Source organism: Paenibacillus sp. FSL R7-0204 (assembly GCF_038002225.1).
Lineage (GTDB): Bacteria > Bacillota > Bacilli > Paenibacillales > Paenibacillaceae > Paenibacillus_AQ.
In genome coordinates this window covers 2,999,883-3,015,259 of the sequence record NZ_JBBOCA010000001.1, presented here as the reverse complement: position 1 = coordinate 3,015,259, position 15,377 = coordinate 2,999,883, and the positions used below count along the sequence as shown (strand labels likewise).

The following is a 15,377-nucleotide window of genomic DNA, read 5'->3' as shown; positions in this document are numbered from 1 at the left end:
GGTTATACTTATAAACAGAAGACTTACTCTTAAAGGAGCATAAGTATGGAACTCAGACAATTGCAATATACGCTGCAGATCGCCGCCGAACGGAACTTCTCACGCGCAGCAGAGAAGCTGCATATCGCGCAGCCCTCCCTCAGCCAGCAGCTCTCCAAGCTGGAGAAGGAGCTCGGTGTGCTTCTCTTCCAGCGGAATACCAGCTCTGTGGAGCTGACCTATGCCGGCGAGAAATTCGTTGAACAAGCTCAGGGGATCATCGATGCTGTTGAACTGCTGCGGCAGGAGATGTCCGATATCTCCCAGCTTCGTACAGGACGCGTAATGGTCGGCAGTATGCCGATCACCGGAGCGCATCTGCTCCCGCATGTACTGCCTGTGTTCAAGAGCAAATACTCCGAGGTTGAAATCACCCTGCTGGAGGACTCGTCTATGAACCTGGAGAAGCTGACAGCCAGCGGCCAGACCGATCTCAGCCTGCTCTCCCTGCCGCTCGAAATTCCGACCCTGGCCTACGAGGTGCTTGGTGAAGAGCGGATCGATCTTGCCGTTCCGCCGGGGCATCTGCTGGCCGGCCGTGAACCGCAGGGCATACGCACCAGCCTGGCCGAGCTTAAGGATGAACCCTTTATCGTACTTAAGGAAGGCCAAGGCTTCCGTAAAATGACCGTGGAGTTATGCCGCCAGGCCGGATTTGAGCCACGGATTGTTTTCGAGAGCAACAATATGGAGACAGTCCAGTCGCTGGTTGCTGCCGGGATGGGCGTTACCCTGGTGCCCCACTTTATTGCACGCGCTGCGAGGAGTGAATTCGTACCGGTCTACCTTCCGCTGGCTGAGCCGGTCCCAGGCCGGACGCTGGTCATTGCCTACCGGCGCGGACGTTACTTATCCCGTGCAGCCGAAGCTTTTATCGAGACCTTCAAGGCAACCGTGGCCGGTTTGACCGATAACTAGTCATAGCAAGCAAGCGGCGGTGCTCTCATCCACAGGTCCTCTGCCCCACAGGATAAACATAAATCGTGCTGCCTGCGTTGCATGAAAAAATTTGTCTGCGGCTCTTTGCAAACCCTGCTGCCCCATGGTATCCTAAGTGACAAATAGTGAAACGTGCTGACGGGACCAGTAAGAATGGACGTATATTCGTGTGCAGAGAGTAAATTCCTGAAGGCTGGGAGAATTTACCGCGAAGGTCCTTTCCGAATCCTACCCCTGAGCGGCCTGCCCTGCAGGACGGATACTCCCGTTATGAGAATGAAGTCGGATGAACCCTCATCAATGAAGGTGGTACCGCGGAAGTTAATCAAGCTTTCGTCCTTTGCTAAGTCTAAGGATGGGGGCTTTTTGTCATTTTCGGGCGTTACAGGCATTTCAATTCGAGAGGAAAGTGAAAGACAATGACGACAAGAATTGTGGTCAAAATCGGCAGCAGTTCGCTCACGGGTCCCGAAGGCGGCCTCAATCGTGAGGCGGTCGCCTTCTTCGCCGCCGAGATCGCCGCACTCCGCAAGGACGGCTGTGAAGTACTGCTGGTCACCTCCGGGGCGGTCGCAGCGGGATTCCGGGGCATCGGCTATGCTTCCCGACCAAGGCTGCTGCATGAGAAACAGGCGGCGGCGGCAGTAGGACAGGTTATGCTAATGCAGGCTTATCAGGAGGCCTTCGCAGGCCACGGTCTACCCACTGCTCAGATTCTTCTGACCCGTACGGACTTCTGCAGCCGCCGGGCCATGAACAACGCCATGATGACGGTGGAAGAATTGCTCCGCCAAGGCGCCGTGCCTGTGTTCAACGAGAACGATACCGTATCGGTGGATGAGCTGAAGTTCGGTGACAACGATACGTTATCGGCGCTGGTTGCCAATCTGCTGAAGGCCTCGCACCTGCTGGTGTTGACGGATATGGACGGCGTCTACAGCGGCGATCCCCGCAAGCACCCGGATGCTGTACGGTATGAGCACATAGAAGAGATTACGCCTGAGATCTATGCCATTGCAGGCGGTGCAGGCTCAAGCGTAGGAACCGGCGGCATGCGCTCCAAGATCGATGCGGCCAAGATTGCCACGCGGGGCGGCGTTCCGGTCTTCGTAGGCCAGGTTAAGGAGCCGGGGGATTTATCGCAGGCCGCAGCCGGAACAGGCAAAGGCACTTATTTTGCCACCACCCTCTCTTCTCTGCCGGTCAAAAAGCAATGGCTGGGCTTCATGTCCACCCCGCTCGGATCCCTGTATGTCGACGATGGTGCTGTTGAAGCGCTGCTCCACGGAGGCCATAGCCTGCTGCCCGTCGGGGTTAGGCGTATTGAGGGCAGCTTCCATTCGGGGGATGTCGTCGAGGTGCTCGGCCCGGATGCGAAGCTGCTTGGGCGGGGTATCGTCAATTATGATGACACCCAGCTCCGCAGCATTCAGGGGCTTCCCAGCCGTGAGATTGTGCCCAAGCTCGGTGAAGTACACCGGCTTGAGGTTATCCACCGGGACGAATGGATCACGCTTCGTTAATTTACGAAACATATTGTATCTCCCTATGCCAACATAACTTTTAGGAGGAATTGCCATGAGTGAAGTGGTTAACAAGACAACGCTGGCCAAAGCAACCACAGGGGTACTCGCAAGCTTGACTACCGCCCAGAAGAATGAAGCCCTGCTGGTAATGGCTGCCGCCCTGCGTGCCGAAGCTGATTACATTATTGCCGCCAACGCCGAAGACCTGGAGCGCGGACGGCAGAACGGGACACCGGAGTCGATGCTCGACCGGCTGGCCCTGGATGCGGGCCGGATTGACAGCATAGCCGAAGGCTTGCAGCAGATTGCCGAACTGCCTAATCCGGTTGGAGACAATCTGGAGACGATCGAACGGCCGAACGGCCTGCACATCGAGAAGGTTCGGGTGCCGCTTGGGGTGATCGGCATTATCTATGAAGCACGCCCCAACGTCACCGTTGACGCTGCCGGACTATGCCTCAAGACCGGCAATGCTGTGGTGCTGCGCGGCGGTTCCTCCGCCCTCTCCTCCAACCGCGCCATCGCCGAGGTGCTGCACCGCGCACTTGCGGGTACCGCTCTTCCGCCGGATGCCTTGCAGCTGATCGAAGATCCTAACCGCTCCTCCGTGGATGAAATGCTGAAGCTGAACGGATTGCTGGACGTCATCATCCCGCGCGGAGGAAGCTCCCTGATTCAGAATGTGGTTCTAAATGCCACCGTACCGGTTATTGAAACAGGGGCAGGCATATGCCATACTTATCTGGATGCAAGTGCCAATCCGGAAATGGCCCGGCGCATCAGCGTGAATGCGAAGGCTCAGCGGCCTTCGGTCTGCAATTCAATGGAGACACTGCTGGTGCACCGTGCTTACGCTGAAGAACATCTCGCCGCACTTGCTGAAGCCTTCCGCGAGGCTCGTGTGGAACTGCGCGGGTGCCAGGATACCGTTGCTCTTATTCCTTGGGCTGTGCCTGCCACACCGGAGGACTTCGCTACAGAATATAACGATTATATTCTCAATATTCGTATCGTGGACACGCTGGAACAGGCTCTTGGCCATATCGCAAAGTTCGGCACCAAGCATTCCGAATGTATTGTGACTGAAGACGCGGCGAATGCTGCACGCTTCCTGCAGGAGGTTGACGCTGCGGCGGTGTACCACAACGCATCTACCCGGTTTACGGACGGCTTTGAGTTCGGCTTCGGCGCCGAGATCGGCATCAGCACCCAGAAGCTCCATGCCCGCGGGCCAATGGGACTGCCTGCATTGACTTCAAGCAAATATATGATTCACGGCTCCGGCCAAATCAGAGGTTAACTCACTCAACTTATAGGGGGACTGCCAGCCATGTGCCAGCAACCAGCAATTCCGCTCATCAATCATAATATCGTTTTTTACGGCGCAGGCTCGATGGCTGAGGCCATTGTGCGGGGATTGATCGCCCGGAATGTAGTGGAATCGGGCCGAATTATTATGCTGAACCGCAGCAGCAGCGAGCGCCTCGCTGAACTCCGCAGCCGTTACGGCGTGCTTGGCTATAACGCTCCCGAATCCAAGCTCGAAGCTCTGCGCACTGCGCCGGTCATCGTTCTAGCCATGAAGCCCAAAGACGCTGCCGAAGCGCTCCGTTCACTGGGGCCGCTGCTGTCGCCGGATCAGCTCGTCATCTCCGTGATTGCCGGGCTGACCATCCGTACAATGCAAGGTTTACTGGGTAATCCGCAGCCTGTGGTCCGCACCATGCCGAACACCTCCAGTTCCATCGGCCTCGGTGCTACCGGGATTGCCTTCTCCAAGGAGGTTGGCGAAGAGAGCCGCCGTACAGCACTTAATATCTTCGAAGCGGTTGGCCTGACGGCGGTTATTGACGAAGAACGGATGGAGACCTTAACCGGGATCTCCGGCAGCGGACCAGCTTACATCTACTACATGATGGAAGCGATGATTGCTGCAGGCATCCGCGGAGGGCTGCCGCTTGCGCAGAGCCGTGAGCTGACTGTCCAGACCGTGCTGGGCGCAGCCCGGATGGTACAGCAGACCGGTGAAGAGCCCGCCTCTCTGCGCAAGAAGGTCACCTCGCCGAATGGATCTACCCAAGCGGCCATTGAAGTGCTGGAGCGCGGCGATTTCTTCGAGACCGTCATTTCCGCCGTCAACCGCTGTGCGGAACGTTCCCGGGAGATGGGCTCGGCTCTGGAGCAGGAGCTGCACTAATTTTTTGGTCTAGTTATTGATTACTTTCCACAACTTCTTACGACAACATAACAGCCCGCAGTTCCTTCGATGTGAAGGGACTGCGGGCTGTGTGCTGGGAGTGGTGAAGTCAAGTGCATTTATACCCTTCATTTTGCTCGTTATGCCACTTTTGCTGATTTCAGGAGCACTTCTGCCCTTCTCCCTCTCTCCGCACATTTTCAGCTAACTCCCATGCATCAAAGAACAAAATGCCTGCGGCATCCCCATTCTGATCGGTTTTTCGACCACATCCCCCCCTCGCACCATCCGCCACACCGAATGTAGTCGGGTTTTCGACCACATTCGGCCCAGACGACCACGCGCTGTCCATGTGTTCGATGAAATCAGCGAAGTCGTTCCTATTACTGATCCAGAATATAATCATCCTGCCGAGGCTACAAGACACTTATCTAACTTTATGCACGACTTATCCACATCGGACGAAAATCATAATTTCCTAATCAATAAAAAAATGCCCCTTAAGCCACATACATGACTTAAGGGACACCTTAACCGGCAGGGACTTGCTCTGGACCGGCATATATCTACCTCGCTCCGCTCATCGTCCGCCGCCCCGGAATTTCTGGGAATAGGCTTTGACATCCTGGGCATTCTTCACCCGGTTGCGGGCCCATTCCAGCAGAATGCGGTCAATGTAACGGAAATGAACCTTTCCTGCAAAGACCGACTCCTTCAGCGCGAGCAGGATCAGCTCCTCGGGATAGCGGTCTTCATCCACCCAGCCGGAAATGGTTTCACATTCCATGGGGGATAACGGACGCCCGAATTCCTTCTCGAAAATGCTGAACAGACTGCGTCCGTCCTCTGACTCCTTGTCACCCGGCACAGCCGGGCGGCCATATCCGCCGTCCGGTGCGGTAGCCCCGGAGTAATGAGCCACTGCCCGGGCACCCGGCTCCCGCCCGCTCTGGCTGGGCTTCTCTTTGGCATTCTCCCGCGAGAGTTCTGCCAGATAAGCTCCCAGCTTCGCGTATAGGCCGGAGAAGTTGTAGCGCTCATAATGGATGTCCCTCAGCTCGTCATTATCTCCGTCGATGCTGATGAACCCTTCCTTCATAAGCTTCTGGAGCTCTCCGGCAATCACCGGAATACTACGCCCGGTTACTGCCTGCAGCTCCTCCAGGGAAGGGAAATCAATTCCCTCCACCTGTCTGAAGGAGAGCAGATGAATCAGCAGCAAGGATTCGCTGCCGGTCAGATTCAGCTTCCGGTAATATTTCAGGAGTGCATAAGGAATGATGGCCATTCCGTTCTCCAGGCCGAAAGCTACGCCCTCGCCCCAGGTATTCCAACCTTTTCCGTCCATACTTAAGCCCCCTTTCCCTATTTCTTTAAGGGTAAAGACGGTACAGTGTACGAGGGAAGGCAATGGTCTCACGGACATGGTCCAGACCGCAGATCCAGGCTACTGTACGCTCCAGCCCCAGACCGAAGCCGGAGTGTGGAACCGTGCCGTAGGTGCGCAGATCCATATACCATTTGTAGGTATCCATCGACAGGTTGTGTTCCTTGAAGCGGGCTTCCAGCAGCGCCGGATCATCGATACGCTGTGATCCCCCGATGATCTCCCCATAGCCTTCAGGAGCGATCATATCTGCGCACAGCACCACTTCAGGACGATCAGGATGCGGCTTCATATAGAAGGCCTTAAAGGAAGCCGGGTAGTGGGTAATGAAGACCGGTCTGTCGCTCATCTCGGCAATCGCCGTTTCATGAGGAGCCCCGAAATCATCGCCCCAGGCAATTTCATAGCCTTTTTCGTTCAGGAACTTAATCGCATCGTCATAGCTGATACGCGGGAACGGAGCTTTGATGTTCTCAAGCTTCGAGACATCGCGGCCCACCGCTTCCAGCTCGGCGCGGCAATTCGTAAGCACGGACTGCACGACGAAGCTGATGAAATCCTCCTGCACGCATAGGCTCTCTTCATGATCGGTGAAGGCCATTTCCGGCTCAATCATCCAGAACTCAATCAAGTGGCGGCGGGTCTTGGATTTTTCTGCACGGAAGGTAGGCCCGAACGAATAGACGCGACCCAGAGCCATAGCTGCGGCTTCCATGTACAGCTGTCCGCTTTGGGTAAGATAGGCGTCCTCTTCGAAGTACTTGGTATGGAACAGGTTAGTCGTGCCTTCTGCTGACGTTGGTGTCAGAATCGGCGGGTCCACCTTCGTGAAGCCGCGCTCATTGAAGAACTGCTGAACCGCACGGATAATCTCCGCACGAATGACCATTACCGCCCGCTGCTTAGAGGAACGCAGCCAGAGATGACGGTGGTCCATCAGGAAATCGACGCCATGCTCCTTGGGTGTAATTGGGTAATTCTCGGTAATATGCAAGACCTCGATTCCTGTAACCGTCATTTCAAAGCCTGACTGGCTGCGGGACTCCTCGCGGATAATTCCGGTCACGTACAGCGAGCTTTCCTGGGTGAGGCTCTTGGCATCATCCCAGACCTGCTCAGGGACTTCAGATTTCACCACAACCCCCTGGATATAACCTGTACCATCCCGAAGCTGCAGGAACTGAATTTTACCGCTGGAGCGCTTGTTGTTAACCCAACAGCCGATAACAACACTCTCTCCAACATGCTCATTCACGTTCTTGATTACACTCTTGTTAGCCATGCCTAAGATCTCTCCTCTAATTTAGCCGTTAATTCCTTGCACAATACTGTAAGTATCGCGTGCAATGACAAGCTCTTCGTTTGTCGGAACCACAAGCACCTGTACCTTGGAATCAGCTGTAGAGATGCGGCGCGGATCGCCTGAGCGGACCTTGTTGGCTTCCGCATCCAGTTCAATTCCGAGGAACGTAAGATTGTTCAGTACTTTTTCACGCAGCAGGGAAGCATTCTCGCCGACACCGGCGGTGAACACAATTACGTCTACACCGTTCATGGCTGCTGCATAAGAACCGATGTATTTACGCAGACGGTACTCGTACATTTCAAAAGCAAGCGTGGAATTAGGCTCGCCTTTCTCCGCACCGTCAATAATATCACGCATGTCGCTGCTCACGCCAGAGATTGCCAGAAGTCCGCTGTGCTTGTTCAGCATGGAGTTCACTTCACCTACAGACAGCTCTTCCTTGTTCATCACATAAGGAACAATTGCCGGGTCAAGGTCACCGCTGCGGGTACCCATCATCAGACCTTCCAGCGGAGTCATCCCCATCGAAGTGTCAACAGAAATGCCGCCGTTAACTGCAGTCACGCTGGCGCCGTTACCGATGTGACAGGTGATGATTTTGAGTTCGCCAAGCGGACGATCCAGATAATCTGCAGCGGCTTTGCTGACGAAATCGTGGGAAGTACCATGCGCACCGTAGCGGCGGACTTTGTATTTGTTGTACAGCACTCTAGGAATGGCGTACATATAAGAACTCTCAGGCATTGTCTGGTGGAAGGCAGTGTCAAATACAACAACCTGCGGTACACCCGGCATGTTAATTTCAGATGCGGTAATCCCCATCATCGCAGCAGGATTATGCAGCGGTGCAAGGTCGAACAGCTGACGGATCTTGGTCTTCGCATCTGCATCTACAAGAGCGGAAGCCTTGAAGAATTCCCCCCCGTGTACTACACGGTGGCCCACAGCATTGATCTCGTCAGTGGAGCCAATAACCCCATGGTCCTTGTCAGTCAGACAAGCAAGCACTTTACGGATCGCTGTATTGTGCTCCAGAATTTCGCTTACTTCGGTTACTTCCTGTTTGCCTGTCGGCTTGTGATTCAGAATAGAGGAATCCATTCCAATACGTTCTACAAGCCCTTTAGCGAGTACGGATTCATCTGTCATGTTGTACAGCTGATATTTCAATGAGGAACTGCCGGAGTTAATTACTAAGATATTCATATACGGTCACCATCCTTGTCATACTTGAAGAAGCCTTCGCCCGATTTCGTACCCAGTTGTCCTGCACGCACCATCTTCTTGAGGATTGTCGAAGGACGGTACTTGAGCTCTCCGTATTCACGGAACATGTTCTCAAGTGCGGCAAGAACGGAATCCAGACCGAAGCGGTCTGCCATTTCAAGCGGCCCGTTCTGGAACTGGTAACCGATGCGCATAGCGTCATCAATATCTTCAGGAGAGGCAACCCCTTCCTGGAGCACATGCATAGCCTCGTTAATGAACAGGCAAATGAGGCGTGAAGATACAAATCCGGGGGATTCGTAGATCATAACGCCTTTTTTCTCTACAATCTCATCGACAAAGGCTTTGGTATCTTCAAATGTGCTGTCCGAGGTTTTCAGACCGCGCACGATTTCAACCAGATCCACTTTACCTACAGGGTGTATGAAGTGCATGCCGATAACGCGTTCCGGATACATTGTAGAGCTTGCAAGCTCAGTCAAGCTAAGCGTTGACGTATTGCTGGCAAGAATAATGTGGCTCGGACACACCTGATCGAGCTGATTGAATACCTTTTGCTTGGCTTCCAGATCTTCAACGATGGTCTCAATGACCATATCGCAGGAGCTCAATTCAGCGAAGTGTGTAACCTTCTGGATGCGGGCCAGGATCAGCTTTTTCTCCGCCTGGGTAATCGCCCATTTCTCCAGCTGCTTGTCGAGACTGGTCTCGATCATTTCGTAGGAGTAGTTCAGCCGTTCTGCAGTTTTTTCCACCAGCATGACATCCAGGCCTTTGGCTGCCAGCATTTCGGCAATCCCTTGTCCCATTGTGCCTCCGCCGATGACACCGATCTTCTTAAAATTCATGTAAAAGTCTCCATCCTTTCAGGTATCTATACTTCTGTATTGTACCTTGTCTGTCGAAAAAAATAAGTAGCCCGACATATAATGATATCTTAGCATGTCTGAAAAGTAAAAAAAAATAACCGGCATAAAGAATTATGCCGGTAAAAGGACACTGTCACGAAATTGACAACGAAATTGCTCTCCGGAGAGAACTTCTTCCTTCATTAAAATGTCAAGGGAGTAATCAAATATATTTCTCTGCTGCTCCAGCAGGTCCTTCGTACGGATCATCAGCTCATCCAGTATCTTACTGTTTTCCTTCATTAATTCTTCTGTGGTAACCATTTGCAGATTCGCAATCCCGAGCGAGGTGAGCCCTGACTTCATCATGGTCTCGACGATATTCAGCGCCTGATCAAAGTCTCCACGGGAACCGGTACTGCGTCCGCCGTAATACATCTCTTCGGCAGCCGCTCCGCCAAGGGCAATCATGATCTGGTTCTCCAGGTAATCCTTCGTATACAGATACTGCTCGGTCTGCGGATTATGCCGGACATACCCTAGAGCCTGACCGCGCGGGGTCAGTGTTACCTGGCTAACGCTTCCGGGGCGCAGCAATTCAGCCATAATAGCATGTCCAAGCTCATGAATCGCTACCCGTTTCTTCTCTTCATGGTTGGTCTCACGGTCGGTCTTCTCACCCATCATGACCTTGTCGATCGCCATCGACAGATGACGCTGCTCCACCAGGGTCAGATTCTCACGCATCATGTAGATTGCCGCTTCGTTCATCACACTCTCCAGCTGTGCACCCGAGAAGCCGTAAGCTTCTTCGGCGATTTTATCCAGATTCACGGTGTCATGCAGGGGCTTGTTCTTGGCATGCAGGTCGAGAATCGACTTGCGGCCCTTCTTGTCAGGCATATCCACCTGAATGTGGCGGTCAAAACGCCCCGGGCGCAGCAGCGCGGAATCAAGCATCTCCTTGCGGTTCGTTGCAGCTACCAGCAAGATACGCGGTGTATCATTGTTATAAATCCCGTCCATCTCCGTCAGCAGCTGGTTGAGGGTCTGATCATATTCACGCTGCTGTCCGCCTTCGCGCTTCCCGCCGATAACGTCAATTTCATCGATGAAAATAATGGCGCTTTGCTTATTCTCCTTGAGCGCGCGCGTGCGGGCATCCTTGAACAAATCGCGTACGCGTCCTGCGCCCACACCGACATACATCTCAACGAATTCACTGCCTGAAGCAGCTACAAACACAGAGTCGGTATAATGCGCCGCAGCCTTGGCCATCAGCGTCTTTCCTGTTCCCGGAGGGCCGGTAAGCAGAATCCCCTTAAGCGGGCGAATCCCGAACTTGCTGATTTCTTCATGCCGGATCAGGAAGTCCAGCGCTTCACGCAGCTCCTGCTTGGCATTGTCCTGTCCCCCGATCTCTTCAAAGGTCAGCTTGGAGGGGCCGTTCTTCTTGCGCTTCTTATCTGCACCTGCATTGACGGCCAGACCGCCGCGGGCATGGGCAATGAACAGGAGCGCGGCAACCATGCCCAGCGCTATAATGACAGGGAAGATATTAATCCCCACAAAAGCCATAAAAATCAGCATGACCGGAACGAATCCGGCTACAACCTCTTTCCAGTACTTAGGCATTATTCCACACTCCCATCTTGGCTGCTGCACGCGGCAGAATGATAAATTTGCTCTCAGTGCCGTTGCTCAGGCTTACATACACATTGTTGTCGTCAATCTCTGTGGTAGCTGTAACCCCGCTGTACTTGCTGTCCTGCTCCTTCAATCCGTCCAGCTTCGCTGGTATCAATGTATACTTCCGGCTCTCCATCGCTTCTGCTACAGAGAACATCGCTTTATCCCAATACTCATCCAGCAGTTCACTCGGCTTCTGTTCCACATCCAGCTTAAGGGTCCTGCCGTCAATAGCAGTGCTGCCTTCTCTCGATACGTACTGCACCAGCTCACGTAATTTCGTGCCCGGCTGCAAATCCAGTTTCAAAGTGACCTCATTGCGTTTAATAGTAATATGGGAATCCTTCACTCCCTCGTAGGATGATACCAGCTTCTGAAGCGGCTCCTGCACCGCAAACTGACGGTAAGAATACCAGCCACCAAACAATAATGCAGCAGACAGCAGAGACGTTAGCAGTACAGGCATAAGACGCAGTTTCAAGAAACGTCCTCCTCTCAAAAATGACCGAGCATAACTCTATAATAAAGACCATCCAGCGTGTCTAGCGCCCCTCCGAGACTGACATGCTCTTAAGCATGTCCTGATACAAGTAGTAGTATATCACAGGTGTATATACGATTTTACATAAAGTTGTGAATATATTTAAAATTTTTGATACTAATTTCTGGATGTTTCATGCGCTTATCATTTTTGCTCAGCCAATTATTAGTTCGGAGTCCGCTGGATTTCAGCCAACATATATTCCGCAAAATCAGTTAATAGCTCCAGTTCATAGCCTTCGGCGACGGCCGCACCGCTATATTCCTTCAGACACCCTCTCAGCAGCCCGTGATAGCGTTCCGGCAAACACTGCAGTCCCCACTCCCCGCCTTCCTTCTTGGAAGCGACATGACCTTCCTGCACATAGTAGAGAACCCTGCATAGATTCAGTGTGTAATAGAGTGGAGCATTCCCAATATTCTGCGGCGCATCATCGATATCCCGGATAATAGAATCCAGATAGTACCTGCGGTCTACCGGCGCAAAAGCCTCGCGGATCGGCTCCCCGTACAAGATAAACCCGCGATGGTAGACTACTGCAAAATGCGCCGCCAGATCAGCATCCTCAAAGCCGCCGCACAGATAATTCTCATCCGTTCTATACCGCTCTAAATGAGCTTCTGAAAAGTGAAATTCAAATGGCGTAGGATACACAAAGTTGCGCAGGTATGTCTTCAGGACGATAGACAGTTCTATTCCGCGCTTATTCGGCAGACTGTCATGAAAAGCTACGATACGTCCGGCAAGTCTCTGACTGACCTCTGCGGGCAACTTGTCCTCTACGACAATCAGCAGATCAATATCACTTGAACCCGGTTGAAAACAACCCATGGCCAGGGAGCCGTGCAGATAAATCCCCGACAGATTATCCCCAAGCTCTTCCTTGAACAAATCCACTGCCTGATCCAAATATGCTAAAATTTCCAATTTCAACATCCTCCTTGTGAGACATATATGCAGGTTTGCGATAGCATTCGGGGAATACAATCAGTATATCAATTAAAGTATATAAATCGATGTATCTCAAGTTCCAGATTATTTTAGACATGATGGATATAAAAAAAACGGAAGAACAGATAATCTGTTCCCCCGTAGTGTATTCTGCCGCTGAGCGCTTAGCTTAACGGTTCGGCAGACTGTACCCCTCACCGATGGCGCTGCCATCCTTGAAGCGGTAGAAGTTGTAATAGAATCGCCCGTCTTTTTTGTAAAATAGCTGCCAGGCATATTCCCCGTTGTATACACCGGGCAGCAGCCGTTCGATCTTAACATCCGGCAGCCGTTCGGCTATGATTCCGCGCATCTTCTCTTCCGAGGTGCCATTGCTCAGCTCTTCGGCATACAGGTCGTTGTCGCCTCCGGCAGGCTTGCCCTCCAAGGTGAAACGGACCCACACCATCAGGTCGTTTCCCGCTTCATTTTTACCGGTCAGCACCCAGTAGATCTCATTCTCATTCCAGACGGATTTCTGGGCCTTGGTAACCTCTGTTAGTCCGGCACGCGCCCGGGCCAGCTCCTTGGCCTCACTCCGCTCGTTCCACTGGTCCTTCATAATATAGGCATAGAACTGGCTTAGTCCGAACAGAAGGAGCAGCACTACGGTAATCCCCAGCCAGATCCATTTTCTCCTCTTCTTCTTCACCACGCTGCTTCCTTTCCTGTTCCCCTGAATTACCGTTTAAGCAGGCTCTCGAACGTCTCCTGTGCTTTGCGGCGGATGGCTTCTTCATCAAGTGTCAGGCATTGTCCATGCTTCACAACCTGCTGGCCGTTCACCCATACATGCTCCACATCCTTGGCGCTGGCCGAATAAACGGCATGGGAGAGCAGATCGGTATGCGGCAGCAGATGCGGCTGGTCAATATCAAGTGCGATGAAGTCAGCCTTCATCCCTGCTGCAAGCCGGCCTACTCCGCTCAGGAAAATAGACTGCGCCCCATACTCCGTAGCCATCAGCAGCGCTTCAGGAGCCGGTACCGCTGTGGGATCACCGCTTACGCCCTTGTGGATCAGAGCCGCCAGCCTCATCTCTTCGAACATATCCAGATTGTTGTTGCTTGCCGCGCCGTCTGTACCCAGGGAGACCTTAACCCCGGCTCGCAGCAGCTCAGGAACACGCGCAACTCCGCTGGCCAGCTTCAGGTTACTGCCGGGGTTATGCGACACGCCAACGTTATGGCGGGCCAGAATCCCGATTTCCTCATCGTTCAGATGAACCCCGTGGGCAATGAGCGAAGGACGGGTGAACATCCCCAGCTTCTCCAGATGCGCGACTGGACGAAGACCGTAGTCGGCCACGTTCTGCTCCACTTCATGGCGCGTCTCGGACATATGGGTGTGCATTGGCAGGTCCAGATCATGGGCAGCCTGCACAAACTTCATGAAAAACTCTGGAGGACAGGTGTACGGGGCATGCGGCGAGAGCATGGTAGTGATTCTGCCGTCAGCCTTACCGTGCCAGTTACGGGCAAAAGCAATCGCCTCAGCGAGCTTCGCTTGCTGTACCTCTTCCGGGCACAGCCCAATTACGCCGCGCATCAGCACCGCACGAATACCGGACTGCTCAGTTACTTCCGCTACCCGGTCCATATGATCATACATATCGAGGAAGGTGGTTGTACCGCCCTTCAGCATTTCCAGTACGGACAATGAGGTTCCCCAATATACATCATCACCAGTGAATTTCTCTTCCATCGGCCACATCTTCTCCTGCAGCCAAGTCTGAAGCACCATATCGTCGCCGTATCCGCGCAGCAGTGACATGGCAGTATGTCCATGGGTGTTGACCAGACCAGGCATGAACAGCAGACGGCTGCCGTCTACGACCTGAGCGCCATCCTCCACTACCGGCTCAGCTTCACCTATGTAAGTAATCAGATCATTCTCCAGGGTCATATATCCGCTTAGAACCGGCTTATCGCTGCCCGGAACCAGAAAGTACCCGTTCTTAATTATTGTGATCTTACTGCTCATCTTCTGCCTCATCCTTTCCGTCATGCAAATAATAGGCCAGGCTCTGCAGATCTGTGGTGAAATCTGCGGCATGAATCCGGATATTGGCAGGTGTCTTGAGAATAACCGGTGCGAAGTTCAGAATCGCCTCGATGCCGGAGTCCACAAGAATATCAGCTACATTCTGGGCTTCGCTGTCAGGTACGGTAATAATCCCGATCCGGATGCCCTGCGAGCGGATGGTACTGCTTAGCTCCTCCATCGGCTGCACAACCAGCGAGTTGATCTGCTGGCCCACTTTAGGCGGGTAGGCATCGAAGATCGCAGTAATCTTCATAGTATCCTTTAAGTAAGCGTTGTAGTTAGACAAGGCATGACCCAGATTACCGGCTCCAACGAGGGCAACATTAATTTGCTGGTCAAGCTTCAGGATATGGCGGATCTTCTCAATCAGATAAGATACATCATAGCCGATGCCCTTTCTGCCGAAATCACCGAAATAAGCCAAATCCTTACGGATCTGGGCGGGATTCAGATCAAGCTTCTGGCCCAGCTCCTGAGAAGAGACTGTGGAGATTTCACGTTTTTGGAGATCGTTCAGGAAACGCAGGTACACTGGGAGCCTGCGCACGACGGCCTCCGATATTTTATCCGATTTCATGTATTCTCCTCCTTAAAGTTGATGTAACATCACAAATTCGCTTCTTAAATAATGCCGGTTATAGC

Annotated in this window: 14 protein-coding genes; 4 read left to right on the top strand and 10 right to left on the bottom strand. The window is 53.0% G+C overall.

All coding sequences use genetic code 11. The annotated features are described in order from the left end of the window. The first annotated feature begins 45 nt into the window (after positions 1-45). The 4 genes from MKX42_RS13420 (at position 46) to proC (ending at position 4,701) form a co-directional block, all read left to right on the top strand. On the top strand, positions 46-957 hold the full coding sequence (locus MKX42_RS13420; protein WP_340752925.1) for a LysR family transcriptional regulator: 912 nt from the start codon (positions 46-48) through the stop codon (positions 955-957). Between the two features lie 440 nt (positions 958-1,397). Continuing rightward, positions 1,398-2,501, top strand: a complete 1,104-nt coding sequence (gene proB / locus MKX42_RS13415; protein WP_340752924.1) for a glutamate 5-kinase — start codon at positions 1,398-1,400, stop codon at positions 2,499-2,501. A 55-nt stretch (positions 2,502-2,556) separates the two neighbouring features. After that, positions 2,557-3,804 carry a glutamate-5-semialdehyde dehydrogenase gene (locus tag MKX42_RS13410; RefSeq protein WP_340752923.1) on the top strand — a complete coding sequence of 416 codons (1,248 nt, stop codon included), beginning with the start codon at positions 2,557-2,559 and terminating at the stop codon, positions 3,802-3,804. A 30-nt stretch (positions 3,805-3,834) separates the two neighbouring features. Beyond that, on the top strand, positions 3,835-4,701 hold the full coding sequence (gene proC / locus MKX42_RS13405) for a pyrroline-5-carboxylate reductase (protein WP_340752922.1): 867 nt from the start codon (positions 3,835-3,837) through the stop codon (positions 4,699-4,701). Between the two features lie 580 nt (positions 4,702-5,281). Here proC and MKX42_RS13400 read toward each other — a convergent pair. The 10 genes from MKX42_RS13400 to MKX42_RS13355 all read right to left on the bottom strand — a co-directional run bounded on the left by MKX42_RS13400 (position 5,282) and on the right by MKX42_RS13355 (position 15,312). Further along, positions 5,282-6,049 (bottom strand): DnaD domain-containing protein, encoded by a 768-nt coding sequence (locus MKX42_RS13400; RefSeq protein ID WP_340752921.1) that lies wholly within the window; start codon positions 6,047-6,049, stop codon positions 5,282-5,284. A gap of 25 nt (positions 6,050-6,074) precedes the next feature. Continuing rightward, positions 6,075-7,370 (bottom strand): asparagine--tRNA ligase, encoded by a 1,296-nt coding sequence (gene asnS, locus MKX42_RS13395; protein ID WP_340752920.1) that lies wholly within the window; start codon positions 7,368-7,370, stop codon positions 6,075-6,077. 21 nt (positions 7,371-7,391) lie between these two features. Further along, the gene (locus MKX42_RS13390; protein ID WP_340752919.1) at positions 7,392-8,600 is read right to left on the bottom strand and encodes an acetate/propionate family kinase; all 1,209 of its coding nucleotides are present in this window, start codon (positions 8,598-8,600) and stop codon (positions 7,392-7,394) included. Further along, on the bottom strand, positions 8,597-9,469 hold the full coding sequence (locus tag MKX42_RS13385) for a 3-hydroxyacyl-CoA dehydrogenase family protein (RefSeq protein ID WP_238652968.1): 873 nt from the start codon (positions 9,467-9,469) through the stop codon (positions 8,597-8,599). The genes MKX42_RS13390 and MKX42_RS13385 overlap by 4 nt, the downstream gene beginning before the upstream one ends. A 132-nt stretch (positions 9,470-9,601) precedes the next feature. Further along, on the bottom strand, positions 9,602-11,104 hold the full coding sequence (locus tag MKX42_RS13380) for an AAA family ATPase (protein WP_340752918.1): 1,503 nt from the start codon (positions 11,102-11,104) through the stop codon (positions 9,602-9,604). Next, positions 11,097-11,639 (bottom strand): hypothetical protein, encoded by a 543-nt coding sequence (locus tag MKX42_RS13375; RefSeq protein ID WP_076079205.1) that lies wholly within the window; start codon positions 11,637-11,639, stop codon positions 11,097-11,099. Before MKX42_RS13375 ends, MKX42_RS13380 begins: the two co-directional genes overlap by 8 nt. 225 nt (positions 11,640-11,864) lie before the next feature. Continuing rightward, positions 11,865-12,626 carry an aminoglycoside adenylyltransferase domain-containing protein gene (locus tag MKX42_RS13370; protein WP_340752917.1) on the bottom strand — a complete coding sequence of 254 codons (762 nt, stop codon included), beginning with the start codon at positions 12,624-12,626 and terminating at the stop codon, positions 11,865-11,867. A gap of 193 nt (positions 12,627-12,819) precedes the next feature. After that, a complete protein-coding gene (locus MKX42_RS13365) occupies positions 12,820-13,341 on the bottom strand; it encodes a cell wall elongation regulator TseB-like domain-containing protein (protein ID WP_340752916.1) in 522 nt (173 codons plus the stop codon). 29 nt (positions 13,342-13,370) lie between these two features. Next, entirely contained in the window at positions 13,371-14,672 is a 1,302-nt protein-coding gene (locus MKX42_RS13360) for an amidohydrolase (protein ID WP_340752915.1), read from the bottom strand. After that, positions 14,662-15,312 (bottom strand): redox-sensing transcriptional repressor Rex, encoded by a 651-nt coding sequence (locus MKX42_RS13355; RefSeq protein ID WP_036698060.1) that lies wholly within the window; start codon positions 15,310-15,312, stop codon positions 14,662-14,664. The genes MKX42_RS13360 and MKX42_RS13355 overlap by 11 nt, the downstream gene beginning before the upstream one ends. Positions 15,313-15,377 lie beyond the last annotated feature (65 nt).

Coding starts and splice junctions, on each gene's coding strand:
- MKX42_RS13420 (WP_340752925.1), top strand. CDS start 46: ATGGAACTCAGACAATTGCAATATACGCTGCAGATCGCCGCCGAACGG.
- proB (WP_340752924.1), top strand. CDS start 1,398: ATGACGACAAGAATTGTGGTCAAAATCGGCAGCAGTTCGCTCACGGGT.
- MKX42_RS13410 (WP_340752923.1), top strand. CDS start 2,557: ATGAGTGAAGTGGTTAACAAGACAACGCTGGCCAAAGCAACCACAGGG.
- proC (WP_340752922.1), top strand. CDS start 3,835: ATGTGCCAGCAACCAGCAATTCCGCTCATCAATCATAATATCGTTTTT.
- MKX42_RS13400 (WP_340752921.1), bottom strand. CDS start 6,049: ATGGACGGAAAAGGTTGGAATACCTGGGGCGAGGGCGTAGCTTTCGGC.
- asnS (WP_340752920.1), bottom strand. CDS start 7,370: ATGGCTAACAAGAGTGTAATCAAGAACGTGAATGAGCATGTTGGAGAG.
- MKX42_RS13390 (WP_340752919.1), bottom strand. CDS start 8,600: ATGAATATCTTAGTAATTAACTCCGGCAGTTCCTCATTGAAATATCAG.
- MKX42_RS13385 (WP_238652968.1), bottom strand. CDS start 9,469: ATGAATTTTAAGAAGATCGGTGTCATCGGCGGAGGCACAATGGGACAA.
- MKX42_RS13380 (WP_340752918.1), bottom strand. CDS start 11,104: ATGCCTAAGTACTGGAAAGAGGTTGTAGCCGGATTCGTTCCGGTCATG.
- MKX42_RS13360 (WP_340752915.1), bottom strand. CDS start 14,672: ATGAGCAGTAAGATCACAATAATTAAGAACGGGTACTTTCTGGTTCCG.
- MKX42_RS13355 (WP_036698060.1), bottom strand. CDS start 15,312: ATGAAATCGGATAAAATATCGGAGGCCGTCGTGCGCAGGCTCCCAGTG.